The organism is Lentzea aerocolonigenes, assembly GCF_000974445.1.
GTDB lineage: Bacteria > Actinomycetota > Actinomycetes > Mycobacteriales > Pseudonocardiaceae > Lentzea > Lentzea aerocolonigenes.
Genome location: NZ_BBOJ01000015.1, coordinates 242,049 through 264,123, shown reverse-complemented (window position 1 = coordinate 264,123; position 22,075 = coordinate 242,049). Strand labels below are relative to the sequence as shown.

Genomic DNA, 22,075 nt, shown 5'->3' with positions numbered 1-22,075 from the left:
CAGCTGTGCTCGTGGGCCGGGCTCACCCCGAAGCATTACGAGTCCGATCGCACGGTGCGGCGTGGTCACATCACCAAGCAGGGCTCGCGGCTGCTGCGGTGGGCGCTGGTCGAGGCCGCCCAGAAGATCCCTGCCAGTGCGGGCTGGCCGGTCGCCACCCGCGACGGTATCCGGGACCGCCGCGGCAAGGGCATCGCCACCGTGGCGGTCGCCCGCCGGCTGTGCACCCTGGTCTACTTCGGCCTGCGCGACGGGCACATCCGTGCCCTGGACCCCCAGACCACCACCACTGGTTCACCGGACACCACATCACCGGACGCCGCGGCATGAGCCGCGGGCCTGGTCGTGACCGGGGCGCGGATCGCCCGAAGTCTGACCCCCACCACACGGTGGCGTGGTCGTGGTCTTGATTGACCCCGCCCGGTCACGGTCGCACCCTACCACGCACACACCTGCGAATAGATGACCGGCAACCAGGCAACTGGTCTGCCACCGGGAACAGACCCCGGCACGGTGAACGCGACCCCACACAAAGAGCCCTCCGGCAATTTCCGGCTCGAATAGCGTGACGCGTCCAGCGACGGCGTCAAGACCCTCCGGCCCCCTCCGGGGGCGGCCTACGGCCGATCTTGACCCCGCCCGCCGGACACGCCTGCCCACACACAGCCGAAAACCCCGAAAACCAGCCTTAGCAAGGCACTTGACCGGCCCCGCTCCTTCATAGATGACTTTGGGTGCGAGGTGCTAGCCTTTCCGGATCGGGCGGGTGCGAAGCATCCGACCTTTTCCGCCTGACACAGCGCCTCGCAAGGGCCCCGAAGTCAAGCCCCAATCGCAATCGTCGCGAAGCGGCGATGGAATGACCCGGCTCGTCATACAACCCAAAGCGACCACCAACACAAAGCGACCACACCAGCAGAAGGCGACCCACCCCGCTGGAACCCGCGCCGAACCACCCAAGCCGACCCGCGCCAACTCGCCCCGAGCGTCACTTCCCGTGCGGGTCCGAGCCGTTGAGCGCGGCCACGACCTGGTCGTAGTCGCCGCGCGCCTCGCCGTAGCGCAGGAACTTCACGCGCTCGACCTGGATCTCCCGCGCGTCCGGCTGTTCCTCGATGATGCTCATGACCTCCGCGACGTAGGAGTCGAGCGGCATGGCGTGGTCGTTGTCCGCCTGGCCGGGCAGCAGGTCGGTCTGCACCGACGGCGGCTCCAGCTCCACGACCTTCACGGTCGTGTCGGCCAGTTGCAGGCGCAGCGTTTCGCTGAGCATGTGGATGGCCGCCTTGGACGCGTTGTAGCTCGGCGTCACCTTCAGCGGCGCGAACGCGAGGCCCGAGGAGACGGTCATGATCGTGGCGTCCGGCAGGGTCTGGAGGTGCTCGACGAACGCGGCGATCAGGCGGATCGGGCCCAGCACGTTGGTCGTGATGATGTTCTCGGCGGACTCCAGGAAGTCCTGGCGGTGCCAGTCCTCCACGCGCATGACGCCCGCCATGGTGATCAGCACGTTCACCGACGGGAAGCGGGCGATCACGTCCTTGGCCGCGGCCTGGACGCTACCGGCGTCGGTGGTGTCGATTCGGACGGTTTCGACGCCGGGGTGCTCGGCGGCGATCTTCTCGAGCAGCTCGGTGCGGCGGCCGCCCACGATCACGGTGTTGCCGCGCTCCTTCAGCGCGAGGGCGAGCGCCAGGCCGATGCCGCTGGTGGCGCCGGGGATGAAGACGGTGTTTCCGGTGATGTCCATGCACCGAGCTTCTGGCACCGCGACGAGCCGCGGCAGAGACCGCTCATCGGGGGATCGGCGATCCCTGGTTGAGGGACGCGGTCTCTCCATACTGGGCTCATGGATCGTGTGGAGCTCGCGGCGTTCCTGCGCCGCCGCCGGGAAGAGCTGCGGCCGGAGGACGTCGGCCTGCCGGTCGGTGCGCGGAGGCGGGCGCCGGGGCTGCGGCGGGAGGAGGTGGCGTCGCTCGCCGCGATGTCCACGGACTACTACACGCGCCTTGAGCAGCAACGGGGGCCGCAGCCGAGTGAGCAGATGCTCGCCGCGCTGGCCCGCGCGCTGCGGCTGAGCGACGACGAACGCGACTACCTGTTCCTCGTCGCCGGCCGCAACGCACCGTCGCCGCGGGTCACCTCCACGCACGTCGCTCCCGCGTTGCAACGGGTGCTGGACCGGCTCGACGACACGCCCGCGCTGATCCTGTCCAACCTCGGCGAGGTCCTGGTGCAGAACCGGTTCGCCGAGGCCCTGTACGGCGACTCGTCCCGCTTCACCGGCCTGGCGCGCAGCGGGATCTACCGCTGGTTCACCGACCCGGACGAGCGCCTGATCTACCCGGAGCACGACCGCGAACGGCAGAGCCGCGCCCAGGTGGCGAGCCTGCGCGCCGCCTACGCGTCGATGGGCGCGCGTTCACGGGCCGGCGAGCTCGTGCGGGTGCTGCAACGCGAGAGCGCCGAGTTCGCCGAGCTGTGGGAACGGCACGAGGTCTCGAAGAGGTTCGAGGACCACAAGGTGCTCGTGCACCCGCAGCTCGGCGAGATCGAGGTGGACTGCCAGGCGCTGTTCACCGAGGACCAGTCGCAGGCACTGCTGGTGCTGACCGCACCGCCGCGCACGGAGGCGTTCGAGAAGCTGCAGCTGCTCGGCGTGCTGGGCACGGAGAAGTTCGTCAGCTGAGCCGCAGGATCGTCTCCTCGATCTCGGCGTTCCTCGCCTGCGCGTAGCCGACGTCGGTGCCGACGACCTCGAAGCCCGCCTTGGTGAGCACCCGCAACGAACCCGCGTTGTCACTGGCGGCACGCCCGTACAACGGCCGAACGGTGACCTCGCGCAGCAGGAGCTCCACCGCCCGGCTGGCCACGCCCTGTCCCCAGACGGCGCGGTCGACCCAGTAGGTGATCTCGGTGTCGCCCTCCATCACGAAGGCCGCGATGCTGCCGACCACCCGCCCGTCAGAGACGATCACGCGGTTCGTGGTGTCGGTACGCGCCAGGATCTTGCGCATGTGCGCGTCGAACGCGGCACGGTCGTCGGGGTCCTTCGCGGTGAACGCGGCCATCCGCACCGACTCCGGATCGCGCATGAACTCGAACAACGTGTCGAAGTCCGCTTCCTCGACCGGCCTCAGCGACACTTCACCAATCCCCATGAGCTGATCCAATCACGGTTTCCGCAGGCGCGGTGCTCACGGCGAAGGCACCGGTTCCCCTCTCCACGGCGTTCTGGCAGGACGCTGCCCTAATTGTGTGACCTGGGTCACCTATGGGCCCGGTTTCTGTGACCGGAGGTGAGACTCGCCGGTCTCCCATGGCGTGCGGAAGTCGTCGGCGAAAGGTGTGGCAGTGACGGGTCGGGAGTGGCTGGGGCAGGTGGACGCGGAGCAGGTGGAAGCCGCGCGGGCCGGTGATCGGGCGGCGCTCGACACGGTCGTCGCGGCCTGCCTGCCGCTGGTCTACAACGTCGCCGGCCGGGCGCTGAACGCCGACGCCGACGTCGACGACGTGGTGCAGGAGACGATGGTCCGCGTGATCCGCGGCATCGACGCGCTGCGGGAGCCTGACCGGTTCCGCTCGTGGCTGGTCGCCGTCACGATCAACCAGGTCCGCGAGCACTACCGGCGCCGTGACCTCGCGCCGGCCCCGCTGGAGGAGTACGACAGGGCCGATCCGGGCGCCGAGTTCGTCGAGGCCGCCCTGTCGCGCCTGCACTTCGCCCAGCAACGTCGCGAGGTCGACGAAGCCGCCCGCTGGCTCGACCCGGCCGACCGCGAGCTGCTGGCCCTGTGGACGCTGGAACGCGTGGGGCAGCTGACCCGCGCGGAGGTCGCCGACGCGCTGGACCTCGGCGCCCACGCCGTGACCGTCCGGGTCAGCAGGCTCAAGGGCAGGCTGGAAACCATCCGCCACCTGGTCCGCGCGTTGTCGGCGGACCCGAGGTGCACGGGCCTGGACCGGGCGGCGCAGGGCTGGAACGGCGAGCCGAACCCGTTGTGGCGCAAGCGGCTCCTGCGGCACGTAGACGAGTGCGGCCGGTGCCGGCGCGGGGTCGCCGACGCGATGCCGGTGGAGCGCATCCTGACGGGCGCGGCGCTGCTCACCGTGCCGGCGGCGTACCTGCCGCGACTGCTGGAGAGCCTGGGGGAGGTGACCCCGGTGGCGCTCGCGTCCAGCCTCGACCACCGCGCCGCCCACCTCGCCGAAGCCTCCGGCCCCCTGTCCCGGCTCACCGGATTGGCGAGCGGCAAACCTGTGCTCGCCATCGCGGGCGCCGCCGCCGTGTGTGCGCTGGTCGGCGTGGTCGGCACCGTCGTGCTGTTCCCGTCCGACCCACCGGCCGCCGTGGCGATCCCGAACACCCCGCCACCAACGGCCGTGACCACGACCTCCTCCGCCACCGAGAGCAGCTCCGAGACGACCACGAGCACCACCACGACGACCACGACCACGACCACCACGACCCCGACGCCGGAACCGGTCCGCGTCGCCACGCCAGAGGAACGGGTCCTGGCGCTGATCAACGAGACCAGGGCGAAGCAGGGCTTGCCGCCGTTGACCGTCGACCCGGCCCTGGTCACCGCGGCCGACCGGCACACGCGGGCGATGATGAGCAACGGTTGCGGGCTCTCCCACCAGTGCCCCAGCGAGAGCGGGCTCGGCGAGCGCAGCACCGCGGCGGGCGTGAGGTGGAGCTCGGTGGCCGAGAACGTCGGCATGGGCGGTCCGGTGAAGGACACGGTCGAGTCGATCTCGAAGATGGCGCTGAACCTGACCCAGGGCATGATCGACGAGAAGCCGCCGAACGACGGTCACCGCAAGAACATCCTCAGCAGGTCGTCCACCCGGATCGGCATCGTCGTGATCCGCGACGCCAAGGGAACCGTGTGGATGACGCACGACTTCGCCGGAAGTTGAGCGGGCCGGAAAAGATCATCCTGAAGTCGTACGCGGGAACGCGACCTCAGTCGGACGCGTGACGATCCGTCCGGAAAGCACTGTCTCATCCGTGCAGACCGTCACCTACCGCTGGCCCACGCGCGTCACCACCGACACCCCGGATCTGCTGCGCTGGACGGGTTTCGCCGGCGCGGCCCTGCTCACCGCCGGGGCGTGGGCCGTGAGCGCCGGAGCCGGGCCGACCGGGCTGGGCGCCGCCATCGGGGGCGCCGGGCTGGTCGTGCTGGCCTGGGCGTTGCTCGGCCGCACCCGGCCGGACGGGTCGTGGCTGCGTCGCACGCTGGCCTGGTGGTGCGGTCCGCTGCTGGTGGCGCCGCCGTTGTTCAGCGCGGACGTGTTCAGCTACCTCGCCCAGGGCGAGGTGGCGGCGCGGGGGTTCGACCCGAACGTCGTGAGCCCGGCCGCCGGGGCGAGCGCCGAGGCAGTCGCGCGGGTGGGGCTCTACTGGCGGGAGACGCCATCGCCGTACGGGCCGCTGTTCACCACGATCGAACGGCTGATCACCCAGTTCACCGGCGGGGATCCGGTGCTCGGGATCGTGCTGCACCGCGTGGTCGCGGCAGCCGGCCTGCTGTTGGTCGTGTGGGCGGTGCCGAGGCTCGCTGCGATCGCGGGGACGTCCGAGCGGGCCGCGTTGTGGCTCGGCGTGCTGAACCCGTTGGTTTTGTGGCATCTCATCGGCGGGATGCACAACGACGCGTTGATGCTCGGTCTCATGCTGTGCGGCACTGTCATCGCGTTGGACGCGTTGCCCGAGCTGAAATTGTGGCCGCTCACGGCCGGTGTCGCGCTCATCGGGCTCGGAGCGCAGGTGAAGCTGCCCGCGCTCGTCGCGCTCGCGGTCGTGGGCACCGCGCTGGCCCGCCGGCTGGGCGGTGGCGTGGTGCGATTCGTGCTGGCTGGCGCGAGCATGGTCGCGGCCGCCGTGGCGGTGGCGGTCGCGACGTCGCTGGCCGGCGGTGCGGGATTCGGCTGGGTGCAGGCGCTGGGCACGCCGTCGAAGGTCAACAGCTGGATGGCGCCGACGAACTGGCCGGGCTTCCTGGCGGGTGCGGTGTTCGGGCCGGAAACAGGTCAGGCGATGATTTCCTCGGCACGGATCGCGGGGCTCGTGCTGATCCTGTGCGGGATCGTGGTGGTGCTGAGCCACCAGCTGCGCGGCGGGATCTCTCAGGTGACGGCGCTGGGGATGATGATGAGCCTGATCGTGGTGCTGGGGCCGGTGATCCAGCCGTGGTACCTGCTGTGGGCGGTGCTGCCGCTGGCCGCGTGCCTGCCGGAGGGGACGTGGCGGACGAGGGTCGCCGTGCTCGCCGGGGTGTTCGCGCTGCTGGTGCCGCCGCTCGCGGGCAACTTCGCGGGCCGTGTCCACGAGCTCGTGCTCGCCTACGCGCTGGGGATCGCCCTGGTGGGTGGCGCGTACCTCGTCCTGCGGCGGGCGAGGGTGTCCGTTGCGCAGAGCTGACTTCGCGCGCTGCGGCGCGGCTGCCCTGGCCGGTGGCGCGCTCGCGCTGAGCTTCCCGCCCCGCACCATCTGGTGGCTCGCCGTTCCCGCGTTCGCCGTGCTCTGGCTGACGTTGCGGGACGTGACCGGCCGCCGCGCCGCCGGCCTCGGGTTCGTGTTCGGCCTGGCGTTCTTCCTGCCGCACCTGTGGTGGATCCAGCACTTCCTGGGCCGCGAGTTCGGCCCGTGGCCGTGGCTGGTGCTCTCGGCGTTGATGGCGTTGTTCATCTGTGCCGTGCTGGCACTGGTCCCGCTCGTGTCCAAGCTGCCCGCCGCACCCGTGTGGGCCGCGCTGCTGTTCGTGCTCCAGGAGACCGCGCGCGGCCTGGTCCCGTTCAACGGCTTCCCGTGGGGCCGTGTGGCGTTCGGCCAGGTCGACGGCCCGTTCGCGCGGCTGGCGATGGTCGGCGGCGCGCCGCTGGTCACCTTCGCGGTCGTCGTGACCGGGTTCGGGCTGGCGGCCTGGCTGCCGAAGCTGCGGGAATGGCGCCGCGGCTGGGCCCTGCTGCCGTTCGCCGCGGCTCTCGCGCTCGGTCCGCTGGTCGCGGTCGAGGCGCAGAACGGGCAACGCACCGTCGCGGTCGTCCAGGGCAACGCGCCCGACGCCGGCCTCGGCCTGCTGGAGGAGAGCGCCACGCTGCGGGCGAACCACCTGCGCAAGACCGCGGAACTGGCGGCGCTGATCCGCGGCGGCGCGGTGCCGAAACCGGATCTCGTGGTGTGGCCCGAAAGCGCGACCAGGACCCGGGACCGCGACCCGGTGCTCGACCAGGCGATCACCGACCTCGGCGTGCCGACGCTGGTGAGCGCGTTGCGCGACGGGCAGAACGCCGTCATCGCCTGGCAGCCGGGCACCGGCGCGGGGGAGTCGTACGCGAAGCAGGAGCTCGTCCCGTTCGCCGAGCACATCCCGCTGCGCCCGCTCGCCAGGCTCGTCACGCCGTTCGCGGACCAGCCGGACCTCGAAGCGGGCACGAAACCGGGACTGCTGAGGATCGCGGACACGCAGGTGGGCCTCGGCATCTGCTACGAGGTCGCCTACGACTACGTCCTGCGGGAGAGCGCGGCCGAGGGCGCGCAACTGCTCGTGGTGCCGACCAACAACGCCTGGTACGGCCGCGGCGAGATGACCTACCAGCAGCTCGCGATGGCCCGCCTGCGCGCGATCGAACACGGCCGGGCGGTCGTCGTCGCGGCGATCAGCGGCGTCAGCGCGGTCGTGCGCCCGGACGGCAGCGTCGTGCAGCAGACCGGGATGTTCACCGACGACCTGATGGTGGACACGGTGCCGTTGCGGTCGGACATCACGTTCGCGACGAGGTTCGGCGGCGCGATCCACGTCCTGCTCACCGGGGCCGCGTTCGCCGCGTGCCTGATCGGGGTGTGGACGCGCCGCCGTGCCTCAGTTGTCGCCGAGCAGGGCTGATCTCACGACCGTCGGGTGTACCTGTGCTTCACCCCGACCGGGAAGTACTCCGGGTCGCCGGACGGCCGCAGCACCACTTCGGGCAGCTGCCGCCCGGCCGGGACGTAGTGCGCGAACTCGCTGTTGAGCCGCAACAGCTGCTCCCGCACCGACTCGGCGATCGCGGCGGCGTCGGCGGTGCGGCCGGGCGCGGTCTCGACGGTGATCCGCAGCAGCCGGTCGCGGTCGGCGTCCTCGACGGACTCGATCACGAACTTGCCCGTCACGGTATCGCTGATGCCCGGCTGCTCCAGCCCGACCGTCACGTTCTCCGGATAGACGTTCGCCCCGAAGAACGACACGGTGAACAGCGACCGCCCGAAGAGGTACACGAACGGCAGCTCGGGGCCGGGCGGGGGAGTGAAGCCGTGGCCCGCGCAGAACTCCAGCAGCTCGGCGTGCCCGAAGATCCCGCCCTCGTCGGCGATCCGGTAGCGGATCAGCGGAATCCCCCCGTCCGCGGTGAACACCAGCGTGCCGTCGTGCACCTCGAAGAACCGGCTCGCCGGGTCGTACTGCACGAGCGTCGGCAGCCGCGCGTCGCCGAAGACCTCCCGCGCCAGGTCCGGGCGGATCGCGAAGAACCGCCGGATGCCGGTCGAGACCGCGGTCTCGTTGCCCAGCACGCCGGAATCCGCGGTGCCGTAGAGGGACGCGATGTCGCGGACGGGGTCGGCGATGCCCGCCCGCTGCGAGACCAGGTCGCGCCACTGCTCGCTGAACACCTCGCCGGCCAGCACCAGCTTGATCGCGTACGACGGCCAGTCCACGGCCTCGGCCAGCCCGGTGTCGACGACGTCCTTGACGAACGGCGGATAGCCGAGCAGCACGACCTGCTCGAAGTGCGGCGCGAGCTCGGGCAGGACGCGCAGGATCTCCGCCTTGTTGTTGCCCGGCGCCACCACGGTGATCGGGCAGCCCTTGGCCGCGAGGTGCCGCACGCACGCCTGCGTGAACAGCCCGCCGACCCACGTGCCGAGCGGGAAGCACACCACGGCGAGCGTGGCGCGCCGGTCGGCGCCGAACCCGTCCACCAGCACCTGCTCGAACCGCCGCGCGACGTGCAGCTCGTCCTCCAGCGACCGCGGCCAGATCGTCGGCCGCCCGCTGGAACCGGACGACACGGCGATCATGTCGCAGCCGCTCAGATCGCCGTCGCGGCAGAGCTCCGGCAACGGGTACCGCTCGTGGTAGTTCGCCTTGTCGAGCAGCGGCAGCCGCTGGAAGTCCTCGAACGTCGTGATCGCCGCGGGGTCGATGCCGTTCTCCTGCAACAGCTTGCCGTAGGCGGGCACGGTCCGGGCGGTGTGCTGGAACAGGTCGAGCACCCAGCTGCCGGACCTCGGTTCGGTCGGTGCGAAGAAGTCGTCGAACGCCTGGCGCACGCGGGTCTGCCGACTGCTGTCCATCGCCTGAGCCTATCGATCAATCCATTCGACTCGTTCCCTCTATAGCTTCAGTGTTTACTGAAATGGAGCCTCTCGCCGCCGTCGTCGTCGTGCGGCTCACCGGACTGGTGCGGGGGAGCGTTTGACGTCCGCCTGAGCCTCCAGGTGGTCGGGCAGGGAAGCGCGGTAGATCGGCATGGCCGCGGCGGTGGTGACGATCGCGACGGCGACGAGGATCGCGAACATCTCCGGTGTCACCAGGTCGTAGGCGAGTCCGATGTTGATGAAGATCAGGATCATCAGGCCGCGGGCGTTCATCAGACCGCCGACCGCGGACGCGTAGCGCCACGAGTAGCCCTGGGCGCGCACGACCAGCCCGCAGCCGAGGTACTTGCCGGCGAACGCGGCCAGCATGATCACCGCGAGCGGGAACCACAGCCTGCCGCCCGCTCCGAAGCCCGAGACCTGGGTGTTGAGGCCGCTGAACGCGAAGAACACCGGCAGCAGCAGGATCGAGTTCAGGTCGGTGAGCTTGGTTTCGAGCTCGTGGCGCACGACCGAGTTCTTCGGCATCGCGAGGCCGGTGATGAACCCGCCGAACACCGAGAACACGCCGATGTAGTCGGTGAACCAGCCCGCGAGGAGCACCACCAGCAGGATGATCGCCATCATGTCCCGGCTGAGCTTGCCGTCGCGTTCGGCGCGCTCTCCGAGCTTGGCGAGCCACTTGCGGCCGAGCGTGAGCATGAGCACGGCGAAGATCGCGGCGCCGACGATCGTGCGCACGGCACCGCCGGGGCTGCCGGACGCGCCGACGGCGATGATCAGCGCGAGGAACGCCCACGCCACGGCGTCGTCGATCGCCGCGGCGACCAGGGTGAGGCCGCCGATCGGGGTGTTCGCGATGCCGCGTTCCTGCAGGATCCGCGCCAGCATGGGAAAAGCGGTGATCGACAGGGCGCCGCCGACGAACAGCATGAAGACCCACAGACGCGATCCCTGCGGGCTCAGCGAGTCGAAGAAGATCACCGCCGTGCCCGCGCCGAGCAGGAACGTGGGCACGATGCCTGACACGGCGAGCACGGACGCCTTGCGCGCGTTCGCACCTGTGGTCAGGCCGTGGTCCAAAGAGGACCCGACGAGGAACATGTAGAACGTCAGCCCGATCGTGCTCAGCACGTACAGGGTGCTCTTGACGTCGGCGGGGAAGAGCTGGGCCTGCACGCCCGGCGCCACGGCTCCGAGCAACGCCGGTCCCAGCAGCACGCCGGCGACCATCTCGCCGACCACCCTGGGCTGCCTGACCAGCATGGCGAGCCGCCCGCACACGGTGGTGGCGACGAGCACGACGGCCAGTGCGGCGAAGACCTGCAACGCGAAGTGGATCTGGTTCACGTGATCTCCCGGTCGGTGTCGAAGTAGCGGCCGGCGAGCCGCAGCCGGTGGGCGTGCAGCACCATCGCGGTGCCGAGCACGAGCTGGACGACGCTGAGCCAGACGCTCTCCCAGCGGTCGCGCACCCGCATCAGGGTCAGGCGCCAGGACGGGACGCGGCCGTCGCGGACGAGCAGGCACGGGCCGCGGCTCGGCAACGACCGGGTGTGGGTGACGGGGGAGCGCAGCGTGACGCGGCGCAGCACTTCCCTCGTGGCCGCGCGCAACGCGAGCGGGGAGAGCCGCCACGCCGGGCACGGCCGGTTCGCGGCTATGCCGAACGGGATGTGGTGCGCGGTGCGGGCCGCCGTGCTCTGCCAGCGGCCGGGGTCGAACCGCTGCGGGTCCGCGTAGCCGGTGGCGTGGTAGGCGGGATAGTTGAAGCACAGCACCGAACCCGCCGGGAACGTCGTCTGCTCGTCGAGCGAGATGTCGGCGGTGGTGATGCGGTGGGCGATGCCGAACAGCGGGTAGAGGCGGAAGGTCTCGTCGAGCACGTGGGCGAAGTAGCGGTCGTCGTCGATGCGTTCCGCCACTTCGGGGTGCTGGGCCAGTGCGAGCAGCAGGTGCGCCATCGCTTCGGACATCTGCACGACGGCGGTGTTGAAGTAGGTGCCTTGCAGGTAGTGCACCTGCTCGGTCTCCGACAACGTCCGGGGCAGGGGGTGCCGGACGTCCGGGAGTCGTTCTCGCAGGTAGCGGGTGAGCCGCGCCCGCCGGGCGGGGTGACGCAGGCCGGTGCACTTCAGCGACGTCACGACGTCGTCGGCGTGCCCGACGATCAGGTCGCGGGCTTCGCGTGGGCACGGTTCGCCGAACACGAGCTCGTAGAAGTACTCGGCCCACACCGGCATCATCAGGTCGCGCAACCGGACGCGGGTGACCCTTCTGGTGATCACCTCGTCGAGCACGTGGGCGGTGCACCGTGCCGCCAAGGAGGCGAGTGCCCCGCTCGACCCGGCGAGGAACGTGCGCGTCGTGCGGGCCACGTCGTCGTAGCGCGGCCCGGCTTCGAGGTGTTCCTGGTGCACTTCCGGGCCGGGGGAGAGCCAGTACCAGAACAGGTCCGACAGCCCCGCGCCACGGCTGCGGCCGTTCGCTGCGGGGTGGCCGTAGAGCTCCTCGAACCGTTCCGGGCCGACCTGGGCGTTCGGGACGGTGATCGCGTTGTCGCCGTTGACCTTCTCGAACACCTTGGCGCGCAACGCGACGACTCGCGCGGGCAGCCGGCTCAGCACCGGACCACGACCATGTCGCGGCTGAGCTGCCCGCCGCACAGGGCGAGGACGTGTTCGAACTCGTCCCGCAGAGCGTCGAGGACCTTGCGGACCCCTGCCTCGCCGTCGGCCGCGAGCCCCCACAGCACCGGCCTGCCGATGCCCGCGGCGGACGCTCCCAGCGCCAGCGCCAGCGCGATGTCGGCTCCACTTCGGACACCGCCGTCGAGCACGACCGGTATGCGGCCGCCGACGGCGTCCACCACTGCGGGCAACGCGTCCAGGGCCGCCGGGACGACGTCGAGCTGACGGCCGCCGTGGTTGGAGACGAAGATCCCCGCCGCCCCGTGCCCGACCGCCAGCACCGCGTCGTCCGGGTGCAGAACTCCCTTGAGCCACAACGGAAGCGAGGTGAGCTCGCGCACCCGGTCGATGTCGGCCCAGGTGAACGGCGCCATCTCGATCTTGCGCAGACCGGTCGTGCCGGGCAGGTCCCGCATGTTCTCCGCCGCCAGTCCCGCGGGCAGGTCGTGGAAGCCGTGCGCGATGTCCCTGCGGTGCCGACCGAACACGGGGGAGTCGACCGTCACGACCAGCGCGGCGCACCCCGCCCGTTCCGCCCGCCGCACCAGCTCCTCGGTGACCTCGGGATCCGGCTGGAGGTACAGCTGGAACCACACGGGCCCGGTCGCGGCGGCCACGACGTCGGCGATCGGCACGGTCGAGGCCGTGCTGGACACGAGCGTCGCGCCTTCTGCCGCCCGTGCGGTCGCCAGCTCGCCGTCGGGGTGGGCGAGCTTGTGGAACGCGGTCGGTGAGATCAGCACGGGGAACTCGGGACTGTTCCCCTTGCCCCGCAACACCCTCGGCAGCAACGCTCGCCGCCGGAACGCGGCCTCGTTGTCCGCGAGCACGACCTCGTCCCCGGCCCCGCCCGTGAAGAAGTCGTAGTGGACGGGGTCGAGCACCGCGCGTGCCTTCTCGTGCAGTTCGGCGAGCACCGGGTTCACCGGAGGAACGCCCGCAGCGGAGCCTTGTGGACCTGTTCGCTGTCCCACTCGTTCTCGAGGTTCTCGGTCAGGTGGTGCTCGCCGACCAGCTCACCGGCGCGGAACCGGCGGATCACCGGGTGCAGGTAGCGGCCGTCGAGCCCGCTGGTGTCCTGCTGCGACGTGCGGCCGGCGGTGATGTCGAACGGGTTGACCTTGTCGTGGTCCGCGCCGTACTCGAGCGTGACGGCCAGGTAGGACTCGACGTCGCCGAACTCGCCGCGCGCCACGGCTTCGTGCAGGTGCGCGACCGGGACCTCCTCGACGTACCTCGCCGTGCCGTCGTGGGCGATCAGCACCGCGTCCGCCATGAACGCGAACAGCTGCCACAGCGCGGAGGTCCGGTTGACCCGTTCGATGATCGCGTCGGCGACGGCCTCGGGTGCCACGTCGCGACTGGGCCAGTCCACGCCGTGGCAGCGCTGTTCGAGGATCCGGTGCAGGGCGCGGACGCCGTAGCGGAAGCCGTGGATGAACCCGCTGGTGGACTTCTTGAAGTCGCGCGACTGCGTGATCGTGCCCGCGAAGAACAGGCCGGGCACGTTCACCGACTCCCAGGCGGAGGTCAGGTGCGGGAAGCGCGAGTTGATCGTGAGCTCCGGCCGGCAGTCCGCGGCGAAGATCGAGGCGTCGAACCGGAACCCGGTCGCGAGGATCACCCGGTCGTAGCGGATCTCCTTGATCACCTCGTTGACCCGCTGGAAGCTGACCTCCACGAGGTAGCCGTCGCCGTCGCGGCGGATGCCCGCGATGTGCCCGTCCAGCACGGCGTTCTGCGACTTGAGCTGGTAGGTGTCGAGGAAGTTGTTGTTCACCGCCCGCAGGTGGCCGACGAAGTGCGTCTGCCACGCGAGCTTGAGCGACCCCGGCCCGGCGACGTGGATGACCGACGCGGTCTCGACGAGGTTGTCCGCGGTCTCGAACGCCGAGTTGCCGCGCCCGATGATCAGCACCTTCTGGCCGGTGAAGTCCCGCGGGTCGACGGAGACGTCGGAGTACGGCTCGGCGTGCTCGACACCGTCGATGTCCGGCACGTGCTGCTTCGAGACGCCGGTCGCGACGATGATCCGCTTCGCCCGGTAGGTCATGCCGTGCTGGTCGCGCACCACGAAGTCGTCCGGCCGGGTCACCGAGACGACCTTGGTGTCGTAGCGGACCGGCAGGTCGTTCTTGACGGCGAAGTCGCCGAGGTAGCGGACCATGTCGTCGGCGTGCGGGAAGTAGCGCGGGGTGTAGCCGGTGAACAGCAGCTCGGGATCGTCGCTGAGCAACGAGTTCCAGTCGACGCGCAGGTTCAGTTCCGGGTCGTCCCAGCCCGTGTGCACCTTGTTGATGGAGATCAGCTGCCGGTGGCGGGGGAAGCGGGTGAAGAACGTCCCCGCCGCCGCACCCGCCTCCAGCACCAGGTGGTCGCGGCCGGCGCGCTGGAGCAGGTAGGACGCCTGCAACCCCGCCGGACCGGCGCCGATCACGAGACACTCGGTCGATACCTGGCTGGACACGGCTTCTCTCCTCACTCAGATCAACTGGCGCTTGTCGGGTTTGCCGCTCGGGGCGAGGGGCGGTTCGGCGATGGCGGTGACGCGGACGGGGGCGCAGGCCGCGCCCAGCCGTGCGGTGACGAGGGCCCGCAGCTCTGCCAGAGCGGGCTCGCGGTCCCGCCGCGGCACGACGAACGCGTGCACCGCCTCGCCGGTGTCGTCGTCGGGCACCGCGACCACGTAGGCCTCGGCGACGTCCGGGTGTTCGGCGAGGACCTGTTCGATCGGCCCGGCGTGGTGGAGGTTCGCGTTGACGATCACGACGTCCCTGGCGCGGCCGGTCAGGCGCAGGTGCCCGCGGGCGTCGAGGTGCCCGAGGTCGCGCGTGCGGACCCAGCCGTCGACGAACACCTCGGCCGACTCCTCGGGATTTCCCCAGTAGCAGCAGGCTTGTGCGGGCGTGCGGACGTAGATCTCGCCGTCGCGGATGTCCACGTCCACCGGTGGCGTCCCGACGGTGCCGGGCGGGTCGGACGGCGTGGCCATCGAGATCATGCCGGTCTCGGTCTGGCCGTAGCCGTGGAACACGACCGGGCCGAGCACTTCCAGAGCCTCGCTGTGGCGTTCGGCGGTCAGCGGTGAGCCCGAGACGAGCAACGCGCGCAACGTCGGCAGGCCGGGGGAGCGGGCCACGAGTTTCGCCAGCGCGGGCACGGTGATCACGCGAGCCGTGGCCTCGTGGCGGGTGATCGCGTCCGCGGGGTTGTCGGCGACGACGACCACTCCGCCCGCGGTGAGGGTGATGACGGCGTACTCGAACATGACCTGGCTCGACAGGGACCCGAACACGAGGTAGCGGTCGAGGCGCCGGGCGAGCTCACGGATGGCGGGTGGCCAGGCGTCCGGGCGGGCGGCCCAGGCGTTGGTCATCGAGGCGTAGGTCTGGGCGCACGCCTTGGGTGCGGCGGTGCTGCCGCTGGTGTGGATGAGACGGGCGATGTCGCCGGGGCGGCCGTCGCACCGCAACGGTGCGGGGGTGGAGCGGAGCAAGGCCGCGACCGTGAGCCGCGGCGGAGACTCCGAGCCCTCGCCGGAGTCCGTGACCACCCTCGCGATGTCCAGCCCGAGCAGGTGCCGGACCTGAGCTTCGGTCAACCCCGGCCGCACCCCCACCACCCGCGCGCCCACCACGTGCGCCGCGAGGATCGTCGCGAACGCCTCCGGGTGCACGCCCAGGAGCAGCGCGACGCCGTCACCGGGCCCGATTCCGTTGCGACGCAACCCGTTCGCGATCCTCGCGACCAGGTCGAGCAGATCGCCGCCGGTCACCACGCGGGTGCCGTGCTCGAACACCGGCCGGTCCGCGGCGGCGCCGAGCACGTCGAGCACCGCGCGCGGGAACGGCTCGGCCTCACGCGCCGGCAAGGCATTCCTTCACGAACACCACCAGCGGCTGCTGGTGGACCTCCGGCAGGTCCCAGTGGTTCTCCAGGTTCTCGGCCAGGTGGTGGGTCGCCGCGAGCACGCCCTGGCGGTAGTGGCGGACCACGGGGTGCAGGTAGCTCGCGTCGGCGGCGTTGGCCGCGTCGTTCTCGGCGACGCGCGGGATCGTGATGTCGAACGGGTCCACGGTGTCGTGGTCGGGCCCGTACTCGAGCGTCGCGACGAACCGGTGCTCGGCCGGGCCCTGGCCGCCGTCGGCGACGTGGGCGACCGGCACCTCCTCCTCGTAGCGCGCGGTGGTCCCGTCGACCGTCACCACGTCGCCGATCACCGCGAACTGCTGCCACAGGCACGACGACCGGTTGACCCTGGCGATGATCGCGTCGCTGATCGCCTCGGGGGACAGCTCCAGTTCCGTTGCGGGCCACGGGGTGTCGTGGTGACGGGCGTTGAGGACACGGTGCAGGGCGCGGGCGCCGTAGCGGAAGCCGTGGATGAACCCGCTGGTGGACTTCTTGAAGTCGCGTGACTGCGTGATCGTGCCGGCGAAGTACAGGCCGGGGACGTTCACCGACTCGAACGCCGGGGTGAGCTCGGGGAACCGGTCGTTGATCACGAGCGCCGGGCGGCAGGTCTCGTCGAAGATCGAGGCGTCGAACCGGAACCCGGTGCACGCGATGATCCGGTCGTACTCCAGCTCGCGCAGCTTCTCGACCGTGCGGGCGTACCGGAACTGGATGCGGAACCCGCCGTCGGGCCGCGGCTCGATGCGTTCGATCGTGCCGTCGATGACCGCGTTCTCGGACTTGAGCTGGTAGGTGTCGAGGAAGTTGTTGTTCACCGCCCGCAGGTGCCCGACGTAGTGTGTCTGCCAGGCGAGCTTCACCGAGTGCGGTCCGGCGACGTGGATGACGGCGGCGTGCTCGACGAGCGCGTCGGCGGTCTCGAAGCCGGAGTTGCCCTTGCCGATCACGAGCACCCGCTGGTCGGTGAACCCCTCGGGGTCGGTGTCGAACGTGTCGTACCGTTCGACGTGCTCGATGCCGGGAATCGGCGGCACGTAGAGCTGCGAGACGCCGGTGGCCATCACGAGGTTCCTCGCCTGCCAGGTCTGTCCACTGTGGTCCTGCACCGTGAACCCGGTGCCGTTCTTGGAGATCCTGCTGACGTCCACGTCGTAGCGGACGTGCAGGGTGGCGGCGAAGTCCTGGAAGTACCGGACGATGTCGTCCGCGTCCGGGAAGTACTTCGGGCTGTAGCGGGTGAACAGCAGCTCCGGGTCGTCGGTCAGCAGCGAGTTCCAGTCCATCCGCATGCGCCGCTCGGGATCGGTGGACCCGGTGTGGACCTTGTTGATGGAGATGAGCTTGCGGTGCCTCGGGTAGCGGGTGAAGAACGTGCCGGCCCCGCTGCCGCGTTCGAGGACGGCGTAGTCGCGACCGTCCCGCTCGAGCAGTGCGGCGAGCTGCAAACCGGCCGGTCCAGCGCCGATGATCAGGTAGTCGTACGCCATGGCACGGGAAGCTACCCACGTGATCTCAGAACTTTCTGAGATCGGCTGCCTACCGTCCGTGCGGTGACCACGACCGCTGTCCCGGTGGACCTCGACTCCCCGCTGACCCCCGCACACCTGCTGCGCGCCGCCGCACCACTCGACGTGCTCGTCAGCGCCGCCGTGGCGGACCGGGTCGCGCGCGGCCGGGAGTACCTGCGCACCGTGCTCGCCGACGACGAACGCCCGGTGTACGGCGCCAAGACCGGATTCGGCGCCCTCGTGGGCTTCGCGGGCCGTTCTTCGGAAGCCGACCAGTGCGACAACACCCTCGCACACCTCGGCGCGGGCCAAGGGCCCGACCTTCCGCCGGACATCGCCCGTGCCGCGCTGCTCGTGCGGACCTGGTCCCTGGCCCAGGGCTTGTCCGGGGTGTCCGCGCACGTCGTGGAGGGGCTCGCGGCGATGTTCGCGACCACGTTCACGCCGGCGATCCCGCGCTACGGCTCCGTCGGCGCCAGCGGAGACCTGATTCCGTTGGCGTACGCGGCCCAGGCGTTGCGCGGCCGCGGTCACGCCTACCTCGACGGAGTCCGGTTGCCCGCTGCCGAGGCTTTGGCGTTGGCGGGGCTTTCGGCATTGCAGCTGGACGGCCGCGACGCACTGGCGCTGGTGAACGGCACCTCGGTGACCTCTGCGGCCACCGCGCTGGCGCTGTCGTCGGTGCGCGCCTCACACCGCGCGTTGGCGGACCTCACGTGTCTGCTCGTGGACGTCCTCGGTGCCGACCCCGGGTTCGTGGACGCGCGCCTGATCTCCGCGTTCGGCCACACGGGCGCGGTGTCGGTGGGAGCGCGGATGCGTTCGACGCTGGAGGGCGTGCGCCCGAGCGGACTGCGCGCTTTGCAGGAGCCGTACAGCATCCGGTGCTCACCACAGCTGCTGGGCGCGGCGGAGGACGCGTTGCGGTACGTGGACGGCGTGGTGGCGGCAGACCTCGGCGGCGTCAGCGACAACCCGTTGTTCTTCCCCTCCGACGACCTCGTGGCCCACGGCGGCAACTTCTTCGGCCAACCGGCCGCGTTCGCCGCCGACGTGCTCGCCATGGTCACGGCCTCCCTCGGCAACCTGGCCGAACGGCAGCTGGACCTCCTGGTGGACCCGGCCCGCAACACCGGCCTGCCCCCGATGCTCGCCGCGGGCCCCGGCCGGCAGCACGGACTTCAGGGCGTGCAACTCGCGACGACGGCGTTCGTCGCGGAGATCCGGCGGGGCGTGCTGCCGTCGAGCACCCAGAGCCTGCCGACCAACCTGCACAACCAGGACGTCGTGCCGTTCGGCACCCAGGCCGCGTTGCGCGCCTACGACCTCGCGGAGTTGTTGCGGCTGCTGTGCGGGTCGCTCGCGCTGGGGTTGCGGCAAGCGGTGCACGTGGGTGGCCGACGGCCGACGGCGCCGCGGTGTGCGGCGCTGCTGGACGCGTTGGCGGAGGTGATCGCGCCGGTGGACCCGGACCGGCCGCTGGACGTCGACGTGAGGGTGGCAGCGGACGTGGTGACGGGTGGCGAGTGGTGACGGGTGGCAGAGGGAGACGGTGTGCTGGCAGCCGTCGTGGATCGTGCTCGGGAGCCACCGCCCATGATCGCCGGCCCTCACCCGCAGCCCGACCCGATCCTCTCCCGCGCGGCCATCGAACTCCGCCCCGCCACTGGCAACCGCAAGATGAACCGCGCTCCCCGCCCCGGATGCCCCACGGCCCGAACCGTCCCCCCGTGCCCGGCCACGATCTCCCGCACCAGCGCGAGCCCCACCCCGAACCGGCCTTCGGCGCCGCGCTGGAACCGCTCGAACAGCCGCTCCGCCTCGTCCTGCTCGAACCCGGACCCGGTGTCGGCCACCTCCAGCTCCACCCACCCGTCGCCCGCCCGCAGCCGCACCGCGATCCGCCCACCCTCCGGCGTGTGGCGCACCGCGTTCGCCAGCAGCTCGTCCACCGCCCGCCGCAACGCCGTCTCGACCCCGACCACCACCACCGGCCCGCCACCATCCTCAAGATCCAGCGATATCCGCCGTTCCACTGCCCGCTCGGTCTCACCCACCACCGCCGCCGAGGCGATCCCGGCCAGATCCACCGGCGCCCCGGCGGACCCTTGGGACAGCTGGGCCGACAGCAGCAGGTCGTCCACCACGTCCGCGAGCCCGCGGATCGACCGGGCCAGCGCGTCGAGGTCGCCCCGCTGGTCGTCGGGCAGGTCCGCGGCCAGCAGCTGGGCCCGCAGGTACGCGCGGGCGATCGGGGTGCGCAGCTCGTGGCTCGCGTCCGTGACGAACCGTCGTTGCCTGGCCAGCGCTTCCGCCAGCGGGCCCACGGCGCGGCGACTCACGCCGAGGCCGATCAACGCCGCCGCGATCAGCCCCGCGACTTGGGCGATCCCGAGCGCGAGCAGCAGGTGCCACCGGTCGGCCAGCAGGTAGCGCATGTCGAACACCGCCTGCACCACCGCGTCATCCGACCCCGGCGCCGTGAGCACCATGTACGAGGTGCCGTTCGCGGAGACGTCACGCGACACGGCCGCACCCGACGAGCGCACGGCGTCGAGGTCGCCGCGCAGCGGGAAACCGTCCGGCACCTTCAGCGTGCCCTCGTCGAGCACCCCGTCCCGGAGCGTGAACACCCACGCGCAACGAGGAGCCACGTCCGGCACGCCGTACCGGGCGTTGTACCGCAGCTCGCGCGCCACCTGCGTCTCCTGCGCCTGCACCATGACCACGTAGGCGATCCCGCCGACGAACGCGATCATCAGCGTGATCGCCAGCCCCACGAGCACGCTGACCCGCAGCCGTGCCCGCCGCACCTCCGCGCGTTCCGCCTCGGCCCACGTCCTCACAGGGCCCCCAACCGGTAGCCGACTCCCTGAACGGTGTGCACGACCGTCCGCCCGACCTTCGACCGCAGGTAGTGCACATAAGTGTCCACAATGGACGACGAATACGCGTCGTGGAACACCGTCCGCCGCAACGCCGCCCGCGTGTGCACGGTGTCGGGGTGGGTGGCGAGCACCCGCAGCAGCGCGAACTCCCTGGACGTGAGCGGGACCGTCGAGCCGTCGGGCAGCACGACCTGGTGCTGTTCGAGCTCCAGGCGGCCGGCACCGATCCGCAACACGGCGGCCAGTTCCGCGGCCCTGCGGCACAACGCCCGCAGCCGCGCGGTCAGCTCGCCCAGGTCGAACGGCTTGACCAGGTAGTCGTCCGCGCCGGCGTCGAGGCCGTCGATGCGGTCGTGCACCGAACCCAGCGCGGTGAGCACCAGCGCCTGCGTCCGCACGGACCGGGAGCGCAACCGGGACAACAGGTCCAGCCCGTCGAGCACCGGCAGTCCGCGATCGATCACGACCACGTCGTAGGGGCGGGTGAGCGCGAGGTGCAGCCCGCGCTGCCCGTCCAGCGCGACGTCCACCGCGTACCCCTCGCCGCGCAACGCGGCGGCGAGCAACTCCACCAGCTCCCGGTCGTCCTCCACGAGCAACAACCGGAACTGCTGCACCGGCCGGAACTTCGAGGTCCCCCGCACGTCATCACGATGGCACGTGATCGGCGGGCCAGGCCAGGTCGGCGAGGTGGCCGGGCAGCCGGCGGACAGCAGTTCACAAACGCGATCACCAGGCCCTCAGCAGCGGGATCCGGGCCTCGGGGAAGCAGGTGATGCGTCATTCGGCGCACACCAGAGCAGCGGGCGCACCACCGGACCGGTAATTCAACGGTAAACAGGGAACTCGCGGACCTGGCCTGACCTGCGGGCACGCCACAGGTGTGAACAGCTACCAGGCGGGAGCCACTGCGGCGCCGGTGGGCAGACCGCCCACCCAGCCCGCGGTCGCGACCGCGCGCAACCCGTCGTCGCCCTCGGCGAGCCGTCCGTGCGGGCCCAGCACGTCGGCGTTGCCGTCGTGCCAGCGCACCGGCAGGCGGCCGTGCCGGCGCAGGAGGTCGGCGAACCTCGTGGTCAGCTTGGCGCTGCCGATGTGCACCCACCGGCTGGGGAAGAGGTCGAGCAGCTCGATCGTCGCCGGGCTGAGCTCGGGCACGACCGTGATGCCGTGGTCGCGGCCGTACTCGACGAGATCGCGCAGGGCCTCCGGGTCGCCCTCGGGGAAGACGTGCAGGACGTTGAGCTTGTAGGCGGCCATCCTGTCGATGGCCTTGCGCATCTCCGGCGCGGGCAGCAGGGCGCTCGACACGCCGCGCCAGGCGAACGCGGGGGAGTCCCGCAGGTCGGCCGCGCGGACCGTGCCGTCGCGGGTCATCAGCTGCCGGAACGACTGCACGCCGTGCCGCAGTCCTGCCTGGGTGCCCGCGCGGAGCATCACCGCGTCGTTGCTGACCAGCAGCGCGTAGCCCTCCGGACCGAGGCCGCGCATCGCCGGGTCGTGCGACACCATGAGCATGCCGTCCGGCGACTCGGCGAGCAGGTATCCGGTCTGGTTGAAGACGTGGTCGCGCAGCATCGCGGCCGCGGTGCGCGCCTGTCCGGTCACGCGGACCGCGACGTCCTCGGTCAGGACGAACGAGCCCGTGCGACGGGGCGCGCTCGTGGGCATGGGAACAATCACCGGTTTCCTCTCCAGCGGACTAAC

The 22,075-nt window shown here is 71.0% G+C and carries 18 protein-coding genes; 6 read left to right on the top strand and 12 right to left on the bottom strand.

What is annotated here, in order from left to right; genetic code table 11:
- Positions 1–330, top strand: a 330-nt coding sequence (locus AOM45_RS29045) for a transposase (RefSeq protein WP_156249745.1), incomplete at its 5' end; no start/stop codon positions are given.
- Between the two features lie 658 nt (positions 331–988).
- Here AOM45_RS29045 and AOM45_RS29040 read toward each other — a convergent pair.
- On the bottom strand, positions 989–1,750 hold the full coding sequence (locus AOM45_RS29040) for an SDR family oxidoreductase (protein WP_030466165.1): 762 nt from the start codon (positions 1,748–1,750) through the stop codon (positions 989–991).
- A gap of 99 nt (positions 1,751–1,849) precedes the next feature.
- Between AOM45_RS29040 and AOM45_RS29035 the strand changes: the two genes are divergently transcribed.
- Positions 1,850–2,689, top strand: coding sequence for a helix-turn-helix transcriptional regulator (locus AOM45_RS29035; protein ID WP_030466164.1), 840 nt, complete (start codon positions 1,850–1,852; stop codon positions 2,687–2,689).
- On the opposite strand, the gene AOM45_RS29030 is transcribed toward AOM45_RS29035, so the two are convergent.
- Positions 2,682–3,161: a GNAT family N-acetyltransferase gene (locus AOM45_RS29030; RefSeq protein ID WP_301313768.1), complete on the bottom strand. Its 480-nt coding sequence runs from the start codon at positions 3,159–3,161 to the stop codon at positions 2,682–2,684. The two genes, AOM45_RS29035 and AOM45_RS29030, sit on opposite strands and share 8 nt — an antisense overlap.
- 193 nt (positions 3,162–3,354) lie before the next feature.
- Between AOM45_RS29030 and AOM45_RS29025 the strand changes: the two genes are divergently transcribed.
- The 3 genes from AOM45_RS29025 to lnt all read left to right on the top strand — a co-directional run bounded on the left by AOM45_RS29025 (position 3,355) and on the right by lnt (position 7,895).
- The gene (locus tag AOM45_RS29025) at positions 3,355–4,923 is read left to right on the top strand and encodes a sigma-70 family RNA polymerase sigma factor (protein WP_051782914.1); all 1,569 of its coding nucleotides are present in this window, start codon (positions 3,355–3,357) and stop codon (positions 4,921–4,923) included.
- Positions 4,924–5,014: 91 nt separating this feature from the next.
- Positions 5,015–6,430, top strand: coding sequence for a polyprenol phosphomannose-dependent alpha 1,6 mannosyltransferase MptB (mptB, locus tag AOM45_RS29020; RefSeq protein WP_051782913.1), 1,416 nt, complete (start codon positions 5,015–5,017; stop codon positions 6,428–6,430).
- Complete coding sequence (gene lnt, locus AOM45_RS29015) at positions 6,417–7,895, top strand: apolipoprotein N-acyltransferase (protein WP_051782912.1); 1,479 nt, start codon at positions 6,417–6,419, stop codon at positions 7,893–7,895. The genes mptB and lnt overlap by 14 nt, the downstream gene beginning before the upstream one ends.
- Positions 7,896–7,897: 2 nt before the next feature.
- Here lnt and AOM45_RS29010 read toward each other — a convergent pair whose 3' ends face one another.
- The 7 genes from AOM45_RS29010 to AOM45_RS28980 form a co-directional block, all read right to left on the bottom strand.
- Positions 7,898–9,343 carry a phenylacetate--CoA ligase family protein gene (locus AOM45_RS29010; protein ID WP_030466159.1) on the bottom strand — a complete coding sequence of 482 codons (1,446 nt, stop codon included), beginning with the start codon at positions 9,341–9,343 and terminating at the stop codon, positions 7,898–7,900.
- A 96-nt stretch (positions 9,344–9,439) separates the two neighbouring features.
- Entirely contained in the window at positions 9,440–10,717 is a 1,278-nt protein-coding gene (locus AOM45_RS29005; protein ID WP_051782911.1) for a cation:proton antiporter, read from the bottom strand.
- The gene (locus tag AOM45_RS29000; protein WP_030466157.1) at positions 10,714–11,994 is read right to left on the bottom strand and encodes a cytochrome P450; all 1,281 of its coding nucleotides are present in this window, start codon (positions 11,992–11,994) and stop codon (positions 10,714–10,716) included. Before AOM45_RS29000 ends, AOM45_RS29005 begins: the two co-directional genes overlap by 4 nt.
- Positions 11,988–12,983, bottom strand: a complete 996-nt coding sequence (locus tag AOM45_RS28995) for an alpha-hydroxy acid oxidase (protein WP_030466156.1) — start codon at positions 12,981–12,983, stop codon at positions 11,988–11,990. The genes AOM45_RS29000 and AOM45_RS28995 overlap by 7 nt, the downstream gene beginning before the upstream one ends.
- Complete coding sequence (locus tag AOM45_RS28990; protein WP_030466155.1) at positions 12,980–14,524, bottom strand: NAD(P)-binding domain-containing protein; 1,545 nt, start codon at positions 14,522–14,524, stop codon at positions 12,980–12,982. Before AOM45_RS28990 ends, AOM45_RS28995 begins: the two co-directional genes overlap by 4 nt.
- A gap of 15 nt (positions 14,525–14,539) precedes the next feature.
- The gene (locus tag AOM45_RS28985) at positions 14,540–15,928 is read right to left on the bottom strand and encodes a class I adenylate-forming enzyme family protein (protein ID WP_063756982.1); all 1,389 of its coding nucleotides are present in this window, start codon (positions 15,926–15,928) and stop codon (positions 14,540–14,542) included.
- Positions 15,915–17,459: an NAD(P)-binding domain-containing protein gene (locus AOM45_RS28980; RefSeq protein WP_030466153.1), complete on the bottom strand. Its 1,545-nt coding sequence runs from the start codon at positions 17,457–17,459 to the stop codon at positions 15,915–15,917. Before AOM45_RS28980 ends, AOM45_RS28985 begins: the two co-directional genes overlap by 14 nt.
- Before the next feature lie 63 nt (positions 17,460–17,522).
- Between AOM45_RS28980 and AOM45_RS28975 the strand changes: the two genes are divergently transcribed.
- Positions 17,523–19,013, top strand: a complete 1,491-nt coding sequence (locus AOM45_RS28975) for an aromatic amino acid ammonia-lyase (protein ID WP_030466152.1) — start codon at positions 17,523–17,525, stop codon at positions 19,011–19,013.
- A 77-nt stretch (positions 19,014–19,090) separates the two neighbouring features.
- Here the strand turns inward: AOM45_RS28975 and AOM45_RS53575 are convergent, their stop codons facing one another.
- The 3 genes from AOM45_RS53575 to AOM45_RS28960 form a co-directional block, all read right to left on the bottom strand.
- Complete coding sequence (locus AOM45_RS53575; RefSeq protein ID WP_035909375.1) at positions 19,091–20,326, bottom strand: sensor histidine kinase; 1,236 nt, start codon at positions 20,324–20,326, stop codon at positions 19,091–19,093.
- Positions 20,323–20,970 carry a response regulator transcription factor gene (locus tag AOM45_RS28965; RefSeq protein WP_030466150.1) on the bottom strand — a complete coding sequence of 216 codons (648 nt, stop codon included), beginning with the start codon at positions 20,968–20,970 and terminating at the stop codon, positions 20,323–20,325. Before AOM45_RS28965 ends, AOM45_RS53575 begins: the two co-directional genes overlap by 4 nt.
- 289 nt (positions 20,971–21,259) lie before the next feature.
- Positions 21,260–22,051 (bottom strand): glycoside hydrolase family 20 zincin-like fold domain-containing protein, encoded by a 792-nt coding sequence (locus tag AOM45_RS28960; RefSeq protein ID WP_156249744.1) that lies wholly within the window; start codon positions 22,049–22,051, stop codon positions 21,260–21,262.
- Positions 22,052–22,075: the final 24 nt, after the last annotated feature.

Excerpts from the sequence above, each read along its gene's own strand:
- AOM45_RS29040 (WP_030466165.1), bottom strand. The coding sequence starts at position 1,750 with ATGGACATCACCGGAAACACCGTCTTCATCCCCGGCGCCACCAGCGGC.
- AOM45_RS29035 (WP_030466164.1), top strand. The coding sequence starts at position 1,850 with ATGGATCGTGTGGAGCTCGCGGCGTTCCTGCGCCGCCGCCGGGAAGAG.
- AOM45_RS29030 (WP_301313768.1), bottom strand. The coding sequence starts at position 3,161 with ATGGGGATTGGTGAAGTGTCGCTGAGGCCGGTCGAGGAAGCGGACTTC.
- AOM45_RS29010 (WP_030466159.1), bottom strand. The coding sequence starts at position 9,343 with ATGGACAGCAGTCGGCAGACCCGCGTGCGCCAGGCGTTCGACGACTTC.
- AOM45_RS28980 (WP_030466153.1), bottom strand. The coding sequence starts at position 17,459 with ATGGCGTACGACTACCTGATCATCGGCGCTGGACCGGCCGGTTTGCAG.